This is a genomic window from Acinetobacter sp. WCHAc010052 (assembly GCF_002165295.2).
Lineage (GTDB): Bacteria > Pseudomonadota > Gammaproteobacteria > Pseudomonadales > Moraxellaceae > Acinetobacter > Acinetobacter chinensis.
Genome location: NZ_CP032143.1, coordinates 1,714,439 through 1,731,425, shown reverse-complemented (window position 1 = coordinate 1,731,425; position 16,987 = coordinate 1,714,439). Strand labels below are relative to the sequence as shown.

Here is a 16,987-nt window from a genome sequence, read left to right as displayed (position 1 = left end):
TGAACAGTGCATTAAGATCATCTGGCTTTATAATGTGTAGCTTAAAGCAGACGTTCATTTTTATGTTCATTTCTGAACAGATATTTATGTGCTGTACTGAACATTTTTTTCAGTCGGGCTGAATATAACGGCATGTTTTGTAAAGGTATAAACACCTGATATATCGGTTCTAAATTAAAGAGAGTCCTGTAAATGAGTAATGAGCTGGAAATCGCATCCATGCGTGAATCTGCAGAAACCGTCGTTGGAATACTGAAATCACTCGCCAACACAGACCGTTTGCTGATTCTTTGCCATCTTTCTCAGCAGGAACTGAACGTCTCTCAGATTGAAGAAATCACACGAATCAATCAGCCGACTCTGTCACAGCAGCTCATGATGTTGCGTAAAAGTGATGTCGTCAGTACCCGCCGTGATGGTAAACAGATCTATTACTCCATTAAAGATGAACGTCTCATCTCTGTACTGAACCATTTATATGAGCTTTACTGCCCACAGCCTGTTGTTTAAATTATTTTTATAATCATAAACATGGAATAAAATCTGAACAACGGCAGGATTTTTTAGCATTTTTTATGCATAATATATCTTAAAATGTGATTTAGATTTTTGTATGCCAGATCAGGATTCCCGCCTTTCCATCGTTTTGCCAGCCTGGCAATGGTTACGCCACTACTCACCTCTAAAGTTCAGAGCAGATATGCTCTCAGCATTGATTGTCATTGCAATGCTTGTTCCACAAGGTATGGCATATGCCATACTGGCAGGACTGCCTCCGATCACGGGGTTATATGCCAGTATTTTGCCTATGATTATTTATGCATTTATTGGTGGGAGCCCTACACTTTCCATCGGCCCTGTCGCCATTATTTCCATGATGGTTTTTGCAACTCTCAGTCCGCTGTATGAACCCGGCTCACCTGTTTATATTGAAGCCGCCTGTTTACTGGCATTACTGGTCGGGGGGATTTCTTTTCTACTGGGCGTTTTCCGTTTTGGTTTTCTGATTCAGCTGATCAGCCATCCTGTCATCAAAAGTTTTATCATTGCATCAGCACTGCTCATTGCATTAAGCCAGGTCAAATTTGTTCTTGATGTACCTTTGGAGGCAAATAATATTCCTCAGTTTTTACTGTCACTATGGGAATATTTTCAGTTTACCAATGTTTATACGCTTATTTTTGGCATAGCTTCCATCCTCTTTTTAATTTATGTGCCTAAACTGTTTTGTCTGCAATTCATCAAAAAAATATTCAGTAATACTGCTTTTATTGCAAAAGCTCTTCCACTGGCTTTGGTTGGTATTTCCATCGCAATGGTCTATTTCCTGAATCTTCAAAGTTATGGCATAAAAACGGTTGGTGAAATCCCTTCTGGTTTTCCACCTTTTTCCATGCCGTTCTGGAATACTGAAATGGTCTTACAGTTACTGCCTGGAGCTGCAATGATCGCCATGATCAGCTTTGTAGAATCACTGTCCATCGCTCAGGCAACAGCCTTACAGAAACGCAGTGATCTGAACAGCAATCAGGAACTGATTGCATTAGGGCTTGCAAATATCGGCGCAGGTGTGACGGCATCTTTTCCCGTTACCGGCAGCTTATCCCGTACAGTTGTAAATGCTGATTCTGGTGCAAAAACGCCAATGGCAGGTGTATTTTCATCTCTGCTGATTATTGTGGTCAGTCTGTATTTCACCGGTTTTTTTCAGCAGTTGCCCCTTGCTGTTTTAGCGGCAACCATTATGGTTTCCATCTGGAAACTGGTGGACTTTAAGCCTTTTATAGAGACGTGGCGTTATTCCAGAGCAGATGGGATTGCCATGTGGGTGACTTTTTTCGGGGTAATCTGTATAGATATCTCAACCGGACTGATCATCGGCATTATCTCTACGTTTGTTCTGTTGCTCTGGCGAATCAGCCGACCGCATATTGCTGTGATTGGACTGATTGATGGTACACAGTATTTCCGTAACGTAAACAGACACCAGGTTCAGACTTCCCATGAGGTTCTGTCCATGCGTATTGATGAAAATCTGACTTTCTTAAATGCGAATACCTTAAAAGGATTTCTGATCAGTGAAGTGAGCCAGAACAAGGAGCTGAAACATGTTGTTATTAACTGTTCCAGTATCAGTTCCATTGATTTCAGTGCCCTTGAAATGCTTGAAGATCTGAATACAGAGTTATCCCGCCTGGATATACAGCTGCATTTTTCAGAAATTAAAGGTCCGGTCATGGATAAACTGGAGCATTCACATCTGCTGAAAAACCTGAGTGGAAAAGTATATTTTTCACATTTTCAGGCAGTACAGCAACTTGCTCAGGACTTACAACTGAATTAATATTCAGCTGAATAAACCTGACACCCACAGTACTTACAAGTCAGATTGCTGTTTTATACACCAGGTCATAAATTCAATGCTGAAAATATTAACTTTAAAAATAATCAGTTAATTTTTATGACTTCATAAAATGTAATAGGATCATAATTTTAGGTATAAAATGGCAGGCTTGTATTAATTTTTTACTTTCAGATTAGGCAAGGCTATCTTTATGTTTTCAGCTTTTGCGAGATTGAGTCTGGTCTCCCGAATCATTATCGCCATCTTCCTGGGTATAGGTGTTGCTATCTTTTTCCCACAAGTGGCACCTTATTTAAGTCTGCTGGGTGACCTGTTCATCAAAGCACTTAAATCCGTTGCACCCGTACTCGTCTTTGTACTTGTTCTTGCCTCCATTGCCAATTTTCAGGTTGGACACACTTCTCGCATGCGTCCAATCATCCTGATGTATGCTGTTGGTATGTTCCTGGCGGCACTCAGTGCCGTGATTGCAAGTATCAGTTTTCCAAGCACACTGTTCCTGAATGTGCCGGCAAATACAGAACTGCAACCACCAGGAAGTTTAATTGAGATTCTGAAAAATCTGTTGCTCAGCTTTGTTGCCAACCCTGTTGTTGCAATAGGTGAAGCCAACTTCATCGGTATTCTTGCATGGGCGGTGATTCTTGGTGTGGCTTTTCGTCATGCGAGCAGTACAACCAAGACATTCCTGACAGATACTGCAAATGCAGTCAATCAGGTCATCCGTGTTGTAATCAGTTTTGCGCCAATTGGTATCTTTGGTCTGGTTGCAGTGACCTTTGCAGATGCAGGTCTGAAAACACTGGCGAGTTATGCTCAGTTACTTGCAGTGCTCCTGGGAACGATGTTCTTCGTTGCTCTTGTAATCAACCCATTTATGGTTGCAGTTGTAACCCGTTCAAATCCTTATCCATTGGTGTTTCAGTGTTTACGTGAAAGTGGAATTACTGCATTTTTCACCCGCAGTTCAGCAGCAAACATTCCAGTCAACCTTGATCTTGCAAAGCGTCTGGGTGTTGATGAATCAACTGCTAGTGTAGCGATTCCTCTGGGTGCAACCATTAACATGGCAGGTGCATCAGTGACCATTACAGTTCTGACACTGGCTGCTGCACATACACTGGGCATTCATGTTGATTTTACAACCATGCTTTTCCTGTCTGTCGTCGCGACTATTTCTGCCTGTGGCGCTTCAGGTGTTGCTGGAGGCTCGCTGTTACTGATTCCTGTCGCTTGTGGTCTGTTTAATATTTCTTCAGATATTGCGATGCAGGTAGTAGCTATCGGTATGGTTATCAGTGTACTTCAGGACTCAACAGAAACTGCCCTGAATTCATCTACCGATGTTTTGTTTACAGCAGCAGTTGACCGCGGCCTAAAAAAATAAGTTAATATACTGATAATTCTTAATTTTATCAGTATATTCATTATGCCGTTACAATCTTTGCCCTTCTGGGTTCAGGCCGGGGCATTTTTTCTTGCGATAAATGCAGGAATCATAAACGTACTGGGACTGGTGACTGTACTTCATCAGTCCGTTTCCCATATGACCGGAAATGTCAGTGTTCTTGCTATGGCAATCCTGGAGTGGCGCTCCGAAACTGTTATTTATCTGACCCTTGTTATTTTATGTTATGTCATTGGTTCATTTTATAGCGGGTTTATATTAGGAAACAGTCATTTCAGTCTGGGACGTCGCTACGGCATTCCCTTAAGCCTTGTGGCTTTTTCCATACTGCTCTGCTGGCTGTTCCTTCCCTGGTTTCCACGTTATGCACTGTTATGGTCATGCCTGGCAATGGGCGTTCAGAATGCAATGGTCAGTCATTACAAAGGTACGATCATACGTACAACCCATTTATCTGGTGTCCTGACAGATTTAGGACTGGCCATGGGCTACCGTCTTCGTGGTCTTAAAGTTGAAAATCGCAGAATAATTCTGCATCTGCTGATTCTCAGCGGATTTTTAACCGGTGGACTGATTGCATCATTCATCTATCCTTTATTAAAATTAAATTCTTTTCTTATACCGGCAGCTCTGAGCCTGGCCATGAGCATGGTATACTGGATACTCTATTTTCATTATCGGCAACTACACAGATAATTTTCAGGAACTCTTATGGTCAAAAATGCTTTAGCAGCCCAGTTATTAAAAGCGGGTCTGGTCGATAATAAAAAAGCGAAAAAACTGAGCAAACAGGCACAGCATGAGCAACGCACTGGTCAGAGCAATGAAGCAGATCTAAAAGCAAAAATTGCGCAGGATCAGCAGGAAAAACAAGCCAGAGACCAGGCACTGGATCTTGAAAAGAAAAAAGCGCTGCATGAGAAAGAACTCAAAGCTGCCATTGTTCAGATGATCAATCAGCACAAAATACGTGAAACGGACGGTGATTCAACCTATCAGTTCATTGATGAAGATAAAATCAAAAAGGTTTATATCAACCAGCAGATTTACAATGCCCTCGTATCAGGCAGTCTGGTTATAGCCAAAGATAAAGAATCATACAGTTTCCTGCCAAAAGCACTTGCTGACCGTATCAATGAAAAAATGCAGGGATTTATTATCGTCAATAATTCCGAGAAAAATGAAGCTGTAACTGATGAAGAAGATCCGTATGCTGCTTATGTCATTCCAGATGATCTGATGTGGTAATTGAGACAGTGAATGAAAGCCGGCTACTGCCGGTTTTTTCATGCCTCCAGTGCGTAAGCTTAGATTATAAAATGTATATGAAATGTTAAGCCTAAGTATCTGTTTTTGTTAAATCTATACAATTCACCTCAGTTTTAAATATCTTGAGGCTAGGTTTTGAATCATTTTGCATACATACAGCGTATTCAGGAATGGTCAGATCAGTACCCGTGGCTGGAAATGCTGACTTCATTGGGAATACTGATTCTATTTGCATTTATAGCGAACTTTATTGCAAAACAGGTTGTTGTACGAGGCATACGTAAACTGATCACGAAGTTTTCTCCGTCTAATAACTCCATCTTTGCTCAGCACAGTGTCATCCGTCGGGTCGCCAATATTGTGCCTGCCATTGTTATTCTGAATGGTATTGTAACGGTTCCTCACCTCTCTGAAAAAGTGGTTACTTTTGTACAGATGGGTGCTCAGGCATTTATTTTCCTGACCATTGCCCTGGCAATCAGCGAATTCTTAAATGTTTTCAATTTAATTTATCAGCGCAATCCCAAGTCCAGAAATAAACCGATCAAAGGTTATCTTCAGCTGGTCAAACTGATTATTTTTGTTGTCTGTGGACTGATGATACTGGGTACATTCCTGAAAAAGGATGTTTTCACATTGCTGGCTGGTTTCGGTGCTATGGCTGCCGTTCTTATGCTCGTCTTTCAGAACACAATTTTATCCCTTGTCGCTTCAGTTCAGATTTCTTCTTACGACATGGTTCGCATTGGTGACTGGATTGAAATGCCGAGTCTGAATGCCGATGGTGATGTCATTGATATGTCATTACATACCATCACTGTGCAGAATTTTGATAAAACATTTACTACCATTCCAACCAACAAACTAGTGACAGATACCTTCAAAAACTGGCGTGGAATGGCAAATGCCGGTGCGCGAAGAATCAAGCGTTCCATCTATATTGATCAAAGCAGTATTCATTTTATGACAACAGATGAACAGCAGAAACTGAAAGAGTTCCTGTTACTGGATCAATATCTGGATACAAAAACCGAAGAGCTTGAACAGTTCAATCAGCAGCTTTCTAACCAGTCTGTCTATAACCAGCGAAGACTGACCAATCTTGGAACTTTCCGTGCCTATGTAGAGTTCTATTTAAGACAGCATACGGGTATTGCTCATAATATGTCTTTGATTATCCGTCAGATGCAGCCCACAAGCGAAGGATTGCCTCTTGAAATCTATGCCTTTGCAAATACAACGGTCTGGAAAGATTATGAAGCCATTCAGTCAGATATCTTCGATCATCTGATCGCGATACTTCCTGAGTTTGGATTAAGAATCTATCAGGCACCGTCTGGTTCTGATATGAAAGCATTGACACAGCCTGCTCTTCCAGAAACTCAGAAAACGTCTATAAACAGTTGATTTATAAAACAGCTGTATAGCGTTTTAGACTGCTGACATTTCCTGTATCTGCACATTGAACAAAGGAAATGTCAGCTAAATTCCGATACATTTCTGTAAATGTACACGGATAAAAATATAAATACTTATATTGATGAAATACGATTTAAGCACATGCTAAAATAGCAGCGATTTAAAATCTCCTGACTCCCACATTTCCTGATCAAATTTTCCATGATCAAAACGACTGTTAAAAAAGTGAGAAACTATGCTGCAATGGTTTGAACGTCTGGTTGACCCATATCCCACCAAAGGCTTAAATGAACCATTGCCTGTCAAATTTTTCCCATTTGTCTGGCAAGCAGCATATGGCGTACGTCGTTATCTGATTTTACTGATTTTACTGACAGCAGCCACGGCAAGTTTCGAGGCGATTTTCTTTGCTCAGATTGGACACCTGGTTGACTGGCTGACTCAGTCCACGCCACAGAACTTCTATGAAAATCATAAAAGTAATCTGATTATACTCAGCCTTTTCCTGCTGGGTAATATTCTGTTTTCCAGTCTGCAGTCTGTCGTCAGACATCAGATTTTATACAGCAGTTTCCCGATGCGCCTGCGCTGGCGTTTTCATAACTTACTGTTACAGCAGAGTCTTGATTTTTTCCATAATGACTTTGCAGGACGTCTGTCAGCAAAAGTCATGCAGACCTCCCTTGCCGTCCGTGAGTTCTGGGTTATTCTGGGTGACATGGTGACCTATGTTGTGATCTACTTTATTACCATCAGTGTGGTACTGGGTAGTATTTCCCCTGTCCTGCTGGTTCCATTACTGCTCTGGCTGGTTCTTTTTATTTCAGCAGCACTGTTTTTTATTCCACGACTGGGACGTATTTCCAAAGAACAGGCAGATGCCCGTGCAGTCATGACTGGGCGTGTAACGGATGCATACACCAATATTCAGACAGTCAAACTGTTTGCACACGCTGGTCGTGAAAGTCAGTATGCCAAAGAGTCCATGCAGCTGTTCATGGTCACTGTTTTCAAGCAGATGCGTTTAGGCACGCTGTATGAGATCTGTATTAATCTACTGACTGCGGTGCTTTTCTTTGGGGTACTCGGAACTGCGGTATGGCTATGGTTAAACGGTCAGGCTGCAATTGGTGTTATTGCTGCAACGACTGCCATGATTCTGAAACTGAACAGCATGGCTGAATTTATGATGTGGCAGACTTCTGCACTGTTTGAAAATGTCGGAACCATTCAGGATGGTATGACAACCATGGGCAAAGCCATCAGCATTCAGGACAAGCCCGATGCAGAACCGTTACAGGTGACAGCAGGCAATATTCAGTTCAGTGATGTCACTTTTGCCTATAACGATAAAAATGTGATTGATCATCTGAATCTGAACATTCAGCCCGGTGAAAAAATTGGTATTGTGGGACGTTCAGGTGCAGGTAAATCCACCCTTATTCAGCTGTTACTACACTTTTACACCATCAACCAAGGTCGTATATCCATTGATAATCAAAATATTGAAGATGTGACCCAGGACAGTTTACGTAAAAATATTGCTCTGGTTACTCAGGATACATCTCTGCTGCACCGCTCTGTGGCTGAAAATATTAAATACGGTCGCCCTGATGCAACAGATGAAGAAATGTATGCTGCGGTACGTAAAGCCAAAGCCGATGAATTTATTCCTGCTTTGACCGACTTACGTGGTAAACAAGGCTATGAAGCTTATGTCGGTGAGCGTGGTGTAAAACTTTCAGGTGGTCAGCGTCAGCGTATCGCAATTGCCCGTGTATTTTTAAAAGATGCACCTATTCTTATTTTAGATGAAGCGACCAGTGCTCTGGATTCAGAGGTGGAAGCAGCAATTCAGTCGAGCCTTGATGACCTGATGGAAGGTAAAACGGTCATTGCTATCGCGCACCGATTATCTACAATTGCACAGATGGACAGGCTGATTGTGCTGGATGAAGGTAAAATTGCCGAACAGGGTACGCATGACGAACTCGTTGCATTAAATGGGATCTATGCTCAGTTATGGCAACGTCAGACCGGTGGATTTCTGATAGAACAACAGGCACTTAAAAAAAAGGAAGTTGATTAATGCTGTATTTAGAAGACCTTAAAGTTGGGGATCATTTCAAAAGCCGTGAATATGAAATGTCATTGCAGGAAATAAAACAGTTTGCCGGTGCATATGATCCTCAGGTTTTCCATACCGATGAAGAACAGGCAAAATCACATCCTGTTTTTCAGGGCATTGCAGCAAGTGGCTGGCATACCTCTGCAGTAACCATGCGTCTCTGGACAGAATGCTTTCCTGTTGCCTATGGTCTGATTGGTTCAGAATCTTCCCTGCGCTGGCCACGACCGACCCGTCCGGGTGACCGGATTCATGTTGAAGTTGAAATTACAGCCATCACACCCTCAAAGACCCGTACTGACCGTGCAATTGTCAGTTATGTGACTCAGGCTAAAAATCAGCATGATGATGTCCTGTTGATTTCTACAACTAAAATTGTTGTATTTAAAAAAGACTTTAAACCTGAATAATCCTGTTAGAATATAGCGGTATCAGGATATACTACTTTCGTTTAGCTCCTGATATTGTCAAACAATTTTAAAGAAATACGTCATTGATTCATGTCAGTATAAACATGAGCACATTAGAAAAAAATTGATTGCAACGGATCGCGCATGAAAGCAGTTTCCCCTCGCCAGGATCAGGGTATACCTGGAGTTTATGGCTTATTACTTCTTGATATTGTTTCCCGCTGGGGATATAACGATGAAACCCTGTTTTCTCCTTTTAATTTCACAAGCGAACAGCTTGCTGAACCTGATTTCAGGATTCCTACCACTGTTGCCAATGAACTGGTCAAACATGCCTTAAGAATGACAGGTGAATCAACTCTTGGGTTTCATCTCGGAACTCAGATGCGGATTTCCATTCATGGTTTTATTGGCTATGCCATTATGACAGCTGGTGACATAACAGATGCTTTGGTACTTGCCAACCGCTTCATTCAGTTACGCATGCCCTTCTTACAGCTGTATTTTTCCACATTTGGCGAAAAGGCAACCCTGCAGCTGCAGTGTGAAGTGGAAATTGAACCTCTCAGAACTGAAATCGTGATGGGGCTGACTTTTGGCATCATGACCATGGCGAAGGCACTGACAGGCATTGATGAGCTTTATGGCGATATCGACTTCGATTTCCCCAAACCTGAAGGCTTTGATAAATATATTGATAAGTTTCAGAACCGCTACAATATGCGATTTGATCAACCTCATCTGCTTGCCAGTTTTGATAAAAAATATCTGGGACTGAAAATGGTCAATGCAGACCCAATTGCAAGCCAGATTGCGATCAATCAGTGTGAAGCTGAACTGTCTGCCCTTGGAGAGCGTCGCCGTGTTTCCATGCGTGTACGTGATATTCTCACCAACTCTGAACAGCACTATCTGAGTATTGAAAATGTCGCAGACCGTCTGCATATGTCTGACCGGACGCTGAAACGTCAGCTGGCAGCTGAAGGCACATCATTTTCCACGCTCGTGGATGAAGTCCGTTACCGTCATGCAACCTCTTTACTGTCCCGTACTGATTATACGCTTGAGCAGATTGCTGATGAACTGGGTTACAGTGATGTCGCAAATTTCAGTCGTGCATTTAAGCGCTGGAGCGGTCGCAGCCCAAGTAACTGGCGTAAAGATCCATACTTATAAGTTTTATGACTGGCGAAAGTCTTTTGTTTTGTAACAAAAGCATGTATAACTCTTGGCAAAAATAATGCAAAGCATTTAAGGAGTCATTATGAATCATCCTTCAGAACTGAAGTATGCTGCAACTCATGAATGGGTAAAAATTGAAGGTGATCTGGTTGTAACAGGTATTTCTGACCATGCACAGGATGCTTTAGGTGACCTGGTTTATGTAGAAGCACCGGAAGTTGGTCAGCAACTTAGCGCAGGTGCTCAGTCAGGTGTTGTCGAATCTGTCAAAACCGCTTCAGATATTCATGCCCCTGTCTCAGGTACAGTTGTTGAAGTAAATACTGCCCTTGAAGATGATCCTGATTTTGTAAATGATGAACCTTATGGCAAAGGCTGGATTTATAAAATTAAGCCAGACAATATGGCTGATGTTGCAAAACTGCTTTCAAGTGAAGAATATGAAGCTGGTCTGTAAGATCGCTGTTCGTTTTAAGAAAAATCAGCCTTGATGGCTGATTTTTTTTATTACCTTCGTTTTTATAAAGTTTACGAAGCCCATGGCCACCCAGCACATGGATTTTCCAGATACGTATACACTTCATACAGCTCGGTCTGATCAAGTTTTTCATCTTTATTTTTATCTATGAGCTGAAATAACTTGCGACGTCCATCTTCTCCTTTGAACTCAGGATTATCAGGCCATTCATAGGGTAAAAAATCCTGAATTTTTTTAAACTCAGACCATTCAAACGTTTTATTGTTATTCATATCATACTGCTTAAAAAGTGCCGTCCAGCCGATTTCAGCAGGTTCACAGGCAAATACCGCTGATGCCTGAAAACATAGCAATCCCACCACTAAACTGATTATTTTCATCTCAATATCCTGTAAGCAGCATAAAACTGTCTATGATTTCACTATCAGTATAATAATTTAGCGGCTAAAACCATTTGAATTATGTTTCAATCGATATCAGGACATTGATCCAAAGCAAATATTTATTTTATATTTCACGTAATTTGAGTTAAAATTTAAACATATATTCAGCAAAGCTATATTCTGAAATAAATATAAAAACATTATTAAAAGCCAGTACAGATAAAAGCGACCGCTGTTTTACTCAATGTGGAAATATTATGTCTGTGGAAAATACGCTGTCACTATGGAATAAGTCTTTTATTCTGTGCCTGACAAACAATCTGTTTTTATTCATATTTTACTTTGCTCAGACAACGGTTTTGCCTGTTTATATTGTAAATGATCTGAATGGCTCACTGACACAGGCAGGGCTTGCGATGACGCTGTTTATGGTTTCATCCATTGCTGTACGTCCTTTCAGTGGTCTGATTATTGAAAAATTTGGCAGGAAAAAAACCTTATTTATTGCTGAAGGATTATTCTGCCTGTTTTCAGTCGCTTATCTGTTTGCAGATAATTTAACAGCTCTACTGGTGATCCGTTTTTTACATGGCATCTGGTTCAGCATACTGACTACAGTGGTGGTTCCAATCGTCAATGATTTTATCCCTGAACAGCGCAAAGGTGAAGGTATGGGCTATTTTGTCATGTCCATCAATTTAGGGATTGTTCTGGGTCCACTGATTGGTCTGACTTTAATTCAGCCACTTTCCTATCTGTCTGTAGCAGCAATACTGGCGGCTATTGTATGTCTGGGATATGTTTTCTGCTTTATGATTCCTGTCCATAATGAACAGCATCAACGACCAGTTGTTACTGAGAAAAAGTCATTAAGCATCAATGATTTTATAGAAAAGAAATCGCTGTCTGTTGCTGCACTTGCCATGATCGTTTCATTTTCCTATGCAAGTATCATGTCCTTTATTTCGACTTTTACCGCATCTAAAAACCTGCTGTCCTATGCCAGTCTGTTTTTTATTGTTTTTGCTGTTTCAATGATGAGCCTGCGACCGCTGACAGGAAAACTGTACGATAATAAAGGTCCACATTATGTGATTTATCCTGCACTTATACTCTTTTCTATTGGACTGGTTATTTTAAGCCAGATCAACACTTTGACGGGTTTAATGATCGCTGCAGTATTTATTGGCATAGGTTTTGGTTCTGTGCAGCCCTGTTTACAGACACTGGCAATCCAGCGTGCACCTAAGCACCGAATTGGACATGCAACATCCACTTTTTTCACGTTTTATGATATCGGTATTGCTTTAGGTTCTATATTGCTGGGAGTGATTATCGCAGCTCAGGGTTACAGTTTTGCTTATCTGCTGTGTGCAGTGCTTACAGCAGGCAGTCTGCTGTTTTACAGATATATCGTTGCACCCAAAGCTGTATGAAATCTGCAGGAGTGCAGAACTGCCGCTCCCGCAAAGTTATTATGATGCAGACTGTGCAGAGTCTGTATCTTCTGCTGTTTCAGCTTCTTCAGATTTTACCGAAAATACTGCTGCACTACCAGGCACAGCCTGATCCTGTCGGGTTGAACGCAGTTTAATTTGAAGCCTCAGTTCATTCATTGAGTCGGCATTACGCACTGCTTCCTCATAGGAAATTGAAGAATCATTGTATAAATCAAATAATGCCTGATCAAAAGTTTGCATGCCCAGTTCACGGGATTTGGTCATAATCTCTTTCAGAGCATGAAACTGCCCTTTCAGAATGTTATCTGCTATCAAAGGTGTATTTAACAGTATTTCTACAGCTGCACGTCTGCCCCGACCATCCTGTGTCCGAATCAACCGTTGTGAAATAATGGCTTTCATATTTGAGGATAAGTCCATCAGCAGCTGGTTTTTACGCTCCTCAGGGAAAAAGTTAATAATCCGGTCCAGAGCCTGATTGGCATTATTGGCATGTAAAGTCCCTAAACACAGATGTCCTGTTTCAGCAAAGGCAATGGCGTGTTCCATAGTTTCTGTATCACGGATTTCTCCGATCAGAATCACATCGGGTGCCTGTCTTAAAGTATTTTTCAGTGCATTGTGCCATGAGTGACAATCGACCCCGACTTCACGGTGCGTAATCATGGATTTTTTATGTTTATGAACATATTCGACTGGATCTTCAACAGTAATAATATGTCCTGCTGAGTTTTCATTCCGATGATCGATCATGGCAGCAAGCGACGTAGATTTCCCAGAACCTGTCCCACCCACCACCAGAATCAGACCACGTTTTTCCATAATGATGTGCTTTAGGGATTCAGGCAGCCTGAGTTTGGCAAAATTTGGGATTTCTGCAGTAATGGTTCGAATGACCATGCCCACCTGTAACTGCTGCTGAAAGACATTGACCCGGAACCGTGACACCTCAGGTACTGAAATAGCAAAGTTACATTCAAGTTCAGTTTCAAACTCTGCCCGTTGTTTTTCATTCATCAGGCTATAGGCAAACAGTCTGGTTTTCTCAGCGGTTAATGCCTGTTGCCCAATCGGTTTCATCAGCCCCTGATGTTTAATACTGGGTGGAAAATCTGCTGAAATAAACAGGTCTGACCCACCATATTCCACAACTTTACTCAGCATATGAAACATGAAACGACGTGCTTCTTCCAACAATTCACTGGTATACATATATTCCCCGATGTTTAATTTTTTTATTTATTGCCTTTAGGACAGCGCAACATAAAGCTAAGTCTGTTGCTTATAATTTTGCATAAATTCAGTAACATGCTCAAACACTATAATTCATAACAGTTGTTTATATTTTTAAATAAAGTGATTTATTTCAATTTTTATTGTTTTATTTTTAAACAGTCAGTATAAAAAATAAAAAGCCCCTGAATTCAGAGGCTTTTACACACTTGGGTAAAGAATCAGGCACTGTGTTTCAGCAACCCCATTCTTAACTGTTCCGCAGCTTCAATCAGTACCGCACTGGTTTTATCCCATCCCAGACATCCATCAGTTACAGACTGACCGTAGACCATATCACATGAAATTTTCTGATTTCCATCAACCAGATGACTTTCAATCATAACCCCTCGAACCTGCGTCAAATGACGTTCATTAATCACTGTTCTAAGGACATCCGGCTGCAGCATTGGATTTTTACTGCTGTTTCCATGACTGCAATCCACAACAAGAGCCGGCATTTCACCTTTTATTGAATCTTTAATCTGCCTGATGTCTGCCTGATGGAAATTGGTTCCTTTATTAGAGCCACGTAAAATCATGTGCGCTTTAGGGTTTCCCTTAGACTGGAGTACTGAAGGCAAACCACTTTGACTCATCCCCAGAAACTGATGCGGACGGGAAGCAGATTCAATGGCGTCGAGTGCAATCTGAACTGAACCATCAGTACCATTTTTGAATCCAATACTGAAACCCATGTGACTGGAAATCTCACGATGAATCTGCGACTCACTGGTACGGGCACCGATTGCTCCCCATGCCAGTAGATCATCAAAATATGCCGTTGCCATGGGACTCAGAATTTCACTTGCCAGTGGCAACCCCAGTGCAGCAATTTTTAAATACAGTGATCTTGAACGCTCCAGCCCCTGTTGTAAGTCAGAAGAACCGTTCAGTTCAGGATCGTACATGAACCCTTTCCAGCCCACAGTGGTTCTTGGTTTTTCGATATAGGCACGCATCACAAGATAGATCTGATCACCTACCAGCTGTTGTAATTTCTGTAGATGCTCTGCGTACTCGAGGGCTGATTTTTCGTCATGAATTGAACATGGACCTGTCACCACAAGCAGTCGTGGATCAGTACCATTAAGAATATTCTGAATTGTCTCGCGCTGTTCTTTGATTTGATATGCAATTTCTGGAGATAAAGAAAATTTTGCCTTTAATTGTTGTGGCAGGCTTAATGTCAGTTCTGAATTATCTGTATGTTTCAGTGATGTATTTAATGCGTTCATTGATTTTTCCTTTGGACTGTTGCTGTCGCAGTCCGAACTTTTATTTGAGCGTTATGGGGCTGTTCGATTGCTTGATAAGAGTCATCACCTGACTAAAGTAAAACCAGTAAACATTGCTAAAGTATGAATAGTTAAATTTGTTCATGATAATCTCCAAAAATCTGTAAATAAGAAGCATAAAAAAACCTGATCAGGGTTGCCGATCAGGTATTAACTGGTGGGCAACTTTTCATTGCCCGAACACATCCAGGCAACTATTTAAATTGCCAAAAGTAATAAGATACCTGTACTGAATGCGCTTTCATTTCTGCTTCTACAAAAATATTAAGTGTTAAAAAACAAAATACGCTCTCTTTCGAAGCTTGACAATAGTTTTATGTAAAAAAGCCGTAATTTATCTGTTCCTGAAGCGCAGGATAATGTGATTCAGCTCAGTTTATTTTTGCATCAGCATACATAGAATCTGATTTAAGTGGATGTCTATCAAAAAATGGATGCAACTGCATATTTATTCATCAAAAACTAAAGTATTACTTCCCCTTTTATTCATTTTCTCTGTATTTTATTTATGTTCGGAATTTTAATGGTTGTGAGCTGCTCTCCAGATATGTAAATTGCTGTATGAAAGTCTGATATTTGCTTGTTTCGTCAGATAGAAAAACCGTTCGGTCGCAATTGGTATTGAATGAGAAAGAGCTTTTCAGTTTCGAAAACTTAATTGTTGTTGATGTTTCCAAGGATTAATTCATGTTTCAACATGTAGATGCATATGCAGGAGATCCAATTCTTTCTCTGATGGAAGAGTTTGGTAAGGATGAACGTACAGAAAAGGTCAATTTAAGTATTGGACTGTACTATAACGAAGACACTATTGTTCCTCAGTTAAATGCAGTTAAACAGGCACTTAAAAATATTGAGCCTCTTAATGACAAGGTAAAACTGTATTTACCTATGGATGGTTCAAAATCCTACAACACTGCAACACAGCTTTTGGTTCTGGGTGAAAACTCTCAGGCTCGCAAAGATGGTCGTGCGGTTACTGTACAGACCCTGGGTGGCTCAGGCGCTTTAAAAGTTGGTGCAGATTTTCTGAATAAATACTTCCCTGACTCTGATGTCTGGGTCAGTCAGCCAACATGGGAAAACCACATTGCTATTTTTAATGGTGCAGGTGTCAAGTCACACTTTTACCGTTATTTCGACGCTTCCACCAATGGTGTAAACATTGAAGCAATGCTGGAAGATTTAAATACCATTCCTGCTAAAGGCATCGTATTGCTTCATCCATGCTGTCACAACCCGACTGGTGCAGATTTAACCCCTGCTGAGTGGGATCGTGTCATTGAAGTTCTGAAAGCCCGTGATCTGATTCCTTTCCTGGATATTGCTTATCAGGGCTTTGGTCAGGGTCTTGAAGAAGATGCGTATGCTATTCGTGCACTGGATAAGTCAGGCATGAATTTCATTGTCAGCAATTCTTTCTCCAAGATTTTCTCACTGTATGGTGAGCGTGTTGGCGGTCTGACTTTCATCTGTGATGATCATGATGCAGCTCAGAGAGTACTTGGACAGCTGAAAGCAACAGTTCGCCGTATTTACTCAAGCCCTCCTACCACTGGTGCACTGGTTGTCGATCAGGTACTGAACAGTACTGAACTGACAGCTCAATGGCATGCAGAACTTCAGGAAATGCGTGAACGTATCATTCAGATGCGTGAAATTTTACGCGCGAAACTCAGTGCTGCATTACCAGAGCGTAATTTTGACTATCTGACAGCTCAGCAAGGGATGTTCAGCTATACCGGCTTAACTGCTGAGCAGGTTGATATTCTGAAAGATAAATATGGTATTTATCTGGTTCGCAGTGGTCGTATGTGCGCAGCTGGTCTGAATCTGAAAAATATTGATTATGTGGCTAACTCGATTGTTGAAGTGCTGAAAGCAACAGCTTAAAGTTACTGAAGCGCGTTAAAAA

General features: G+C 41.2%; 15 protein-coding genes. 12 read left to right on the top strand and 3 right to left on the bottom strand.

Translation table 11 applies throughout. From position 1 onward, the window contains the following. Nucleotides 1-192: 192 nt before the first annotated feature. The 10 genes from CDG61_RS08650 to gcvH all read left to right on the top strand — a co-directional run bounded on the left by CDG61_RS08650 (nt 193) and on the right by gcvH (nt 10,638). Nucleotides 193-510, top strand: coding sequence for an ArsR/SmtB family transcription factor (locus CDG61_RS08650; RefSeq protein WP_087550063.1), 318 nt, complete (start codon nt 193-195; stop codon nt 508-510). A 103-nt stretch (nt 511-613) separates the two neighbouring features. Then, a complete protein-coding gene (locus tag CDG61_RS08645) occupies nt 614-2,344 on the top strand; it encodes a SulP family inorganic anion transporter (protein ID WP_087550064.1) in 1,731 nt (576 codons plus the stop codon). 211 nt (nt 2,345-2,555) lie between these two features. Then, nucleotides 2,556-3,752: a serine/threonine transporter SstT gene (gene sstT, locus CDG61_RS08640; RefSeq protein ID WP_087550065.1), complete on the top strand. Its 1,197-nt coding sequence runs from the start codon at nt 2,556-2,558 to the stop codon at nt 3,750-3,752. 42 nt (nt 3,753-3,794) lie between these two features. Then, nucleotides 3,795-4,469 carry a YoaK family protein gene (locus CDG61_RS08635; protein ID WP_087550066.1) on the top strand — a complete coding sequence of 225 codons (675 nt, stop codon included), beginning with the start codon at nt 3,795-3,797 and terminating at the stop codon, nt 4,467-4,469. Between the two features lie 15 nt (nt 4,470-4,484). Continuing rightward, nucleotides 4,485-5,021 carry a DUF2058 domain-containing protein gene (locus CDG61_RS08630; RefSeq protein ID WP_087550067.1) on the top strand — a complete coding sequence of 179 codons (537 nt, stop codon included), beginning with the start codon at nt 4,485-4,487 and terminating at the stop codon, nt 5,019-5,021. A gap of 156 nt (nt 5,022-5,177) precedes the next feature. After that, nucleotides 5,178-6,449 carry a mechanosensitive ion channel family protein gene (locus tag CDG61_RS08625; protein ID WP_171405587.1) on the top strand — a complete coding sequence of 424 codons (1,272 nt, stop codon included), beginning with the start codon at nt 5,178-5,180 and terminating at the stop codon, nt 6,447-6,449. A 247-nt stretch (nt 6,450-6,696) separates the two neighbouring features. Then, the gene (locus tag CDG61_RS08620; protein WP_087550068.1) at nt 6,697-8,550 is read left to right on the top strand and encodes an ABC transporter ATP-binding protein; all 1,854 of its coding nucleotides are present in this window, start codon (nt 6,697-6,699) and stop codon (nt 8,548-8,550) included. After that, entirely contained in the window at nt 8,550-8,999 is a 450-nt protein-coding gene (locus CDG61_RS08615; RefSeq protein WP_087514061.1) for a MaoC family dehydratase, read from the top strand. The genes CDG61_RS08620 and CDG61_RS08615 overlap by 1 nt, the downstream gene beginning before the upstream one ends. 144 nt (nt 9,000-9,143) lie before the next feature. Further along, entirely contained in the window at nt 9,144-10,175 is a 1,032-nt protein-coding gene (locus CDG61_RS08610) for an AraC family transcriptional regulator (protein WP_087550069.1), read from the top strand. 88 nt (nt 10,176-10,263) lie between these two features. Beyond that, nucleotides 10,264-10,638, top strand: a complete 375-nt coding sequence (gcvH, locus tag CDG61_RS08605) for a glycine cleavage system protein GcvH (RefSeq protein WP_087550070.1) — start codon at nt 10,264-10,266, stop codon at nt 10,636-10,638. 71 nt (nt 10,639-10,709) lie between these two features. Here the strand turns inward: gcvH and CDG61_RS08600 are convergent, their stop codons facing one another. Further along, a complete protein-coding gene (locus tag CDG61_RS08600) occupies nt 10,710-11,039 on the bottom strand; it encodes a hypothetical protein (protein WP_087550071.1) in 330 nt (109 codons plus the stop codon). A 260-nt stretch (nt 11,040-11,299) separates the two neighbouring features. Here CDG61_RS08600 and CDG61_RS08595 point away from each other — a divergent pair, with 260 nt between their 5' ends. Then, nucleotides 11,300-12,478: an MFS transporter gene (locus tag CDG61_RS08595; RefSeq protein ID WP_087550072.1), complete on the top strand. Its 1,179-nt coding sequence runs from the start codon at nt 11,300-11,302 to the stop codon at nt 12,476-12,478. Between the two features lie 39 nt (nt 12,479-12,517). Here CDG61_RS08595 and CDG61_RS08590 read toward each other — a convergent pair whose 3' ends face one another. After that, a complete protein-coding gene (locus tag CDG61_RS08590) occupies nt 12,518-13,714 on the bottom strand; it encodes a PilT/PilU family type 4a pilus ATPase (protein WP_087550073.1) in 1,197 nt (398 codons plus the stop codon). Nucleotides 13,715-13,956: 242 nt separating this feature from the next. Beyond that, nucleotides 13,957-15,012 (bottom strand): 3-deoxy-7-phosphoheptulonate synthase, encoded by a 1,056-nt coding sequence (locus CDG61_RS08585; protein WP_087550074.1) that lies wholly within the window; start codon nt 15,010-15,012, stop codon nt 13,957-13,959. 747 nt (nt 15,013-15,759) lie between these two features. On the opposite strand from CDG61_RS08585, the gene CDG61_RS08580 reads away from it, so the two are divergent. Beyond that, nucleotides 15,760-16,965 (top strand): aromatic amino acid transaminase, encoded by a 1,206-nt coding sequence (locus CDG61_RS08580; RefSeq protein ID WP_087550075.1) that lies wholly within the window; start codon nt 15,760-15,762, stop codon nt 16,963-16,965. The last annotated feature ends 22 nt before the right edge of the window (nt 16,966-16,987 follow it).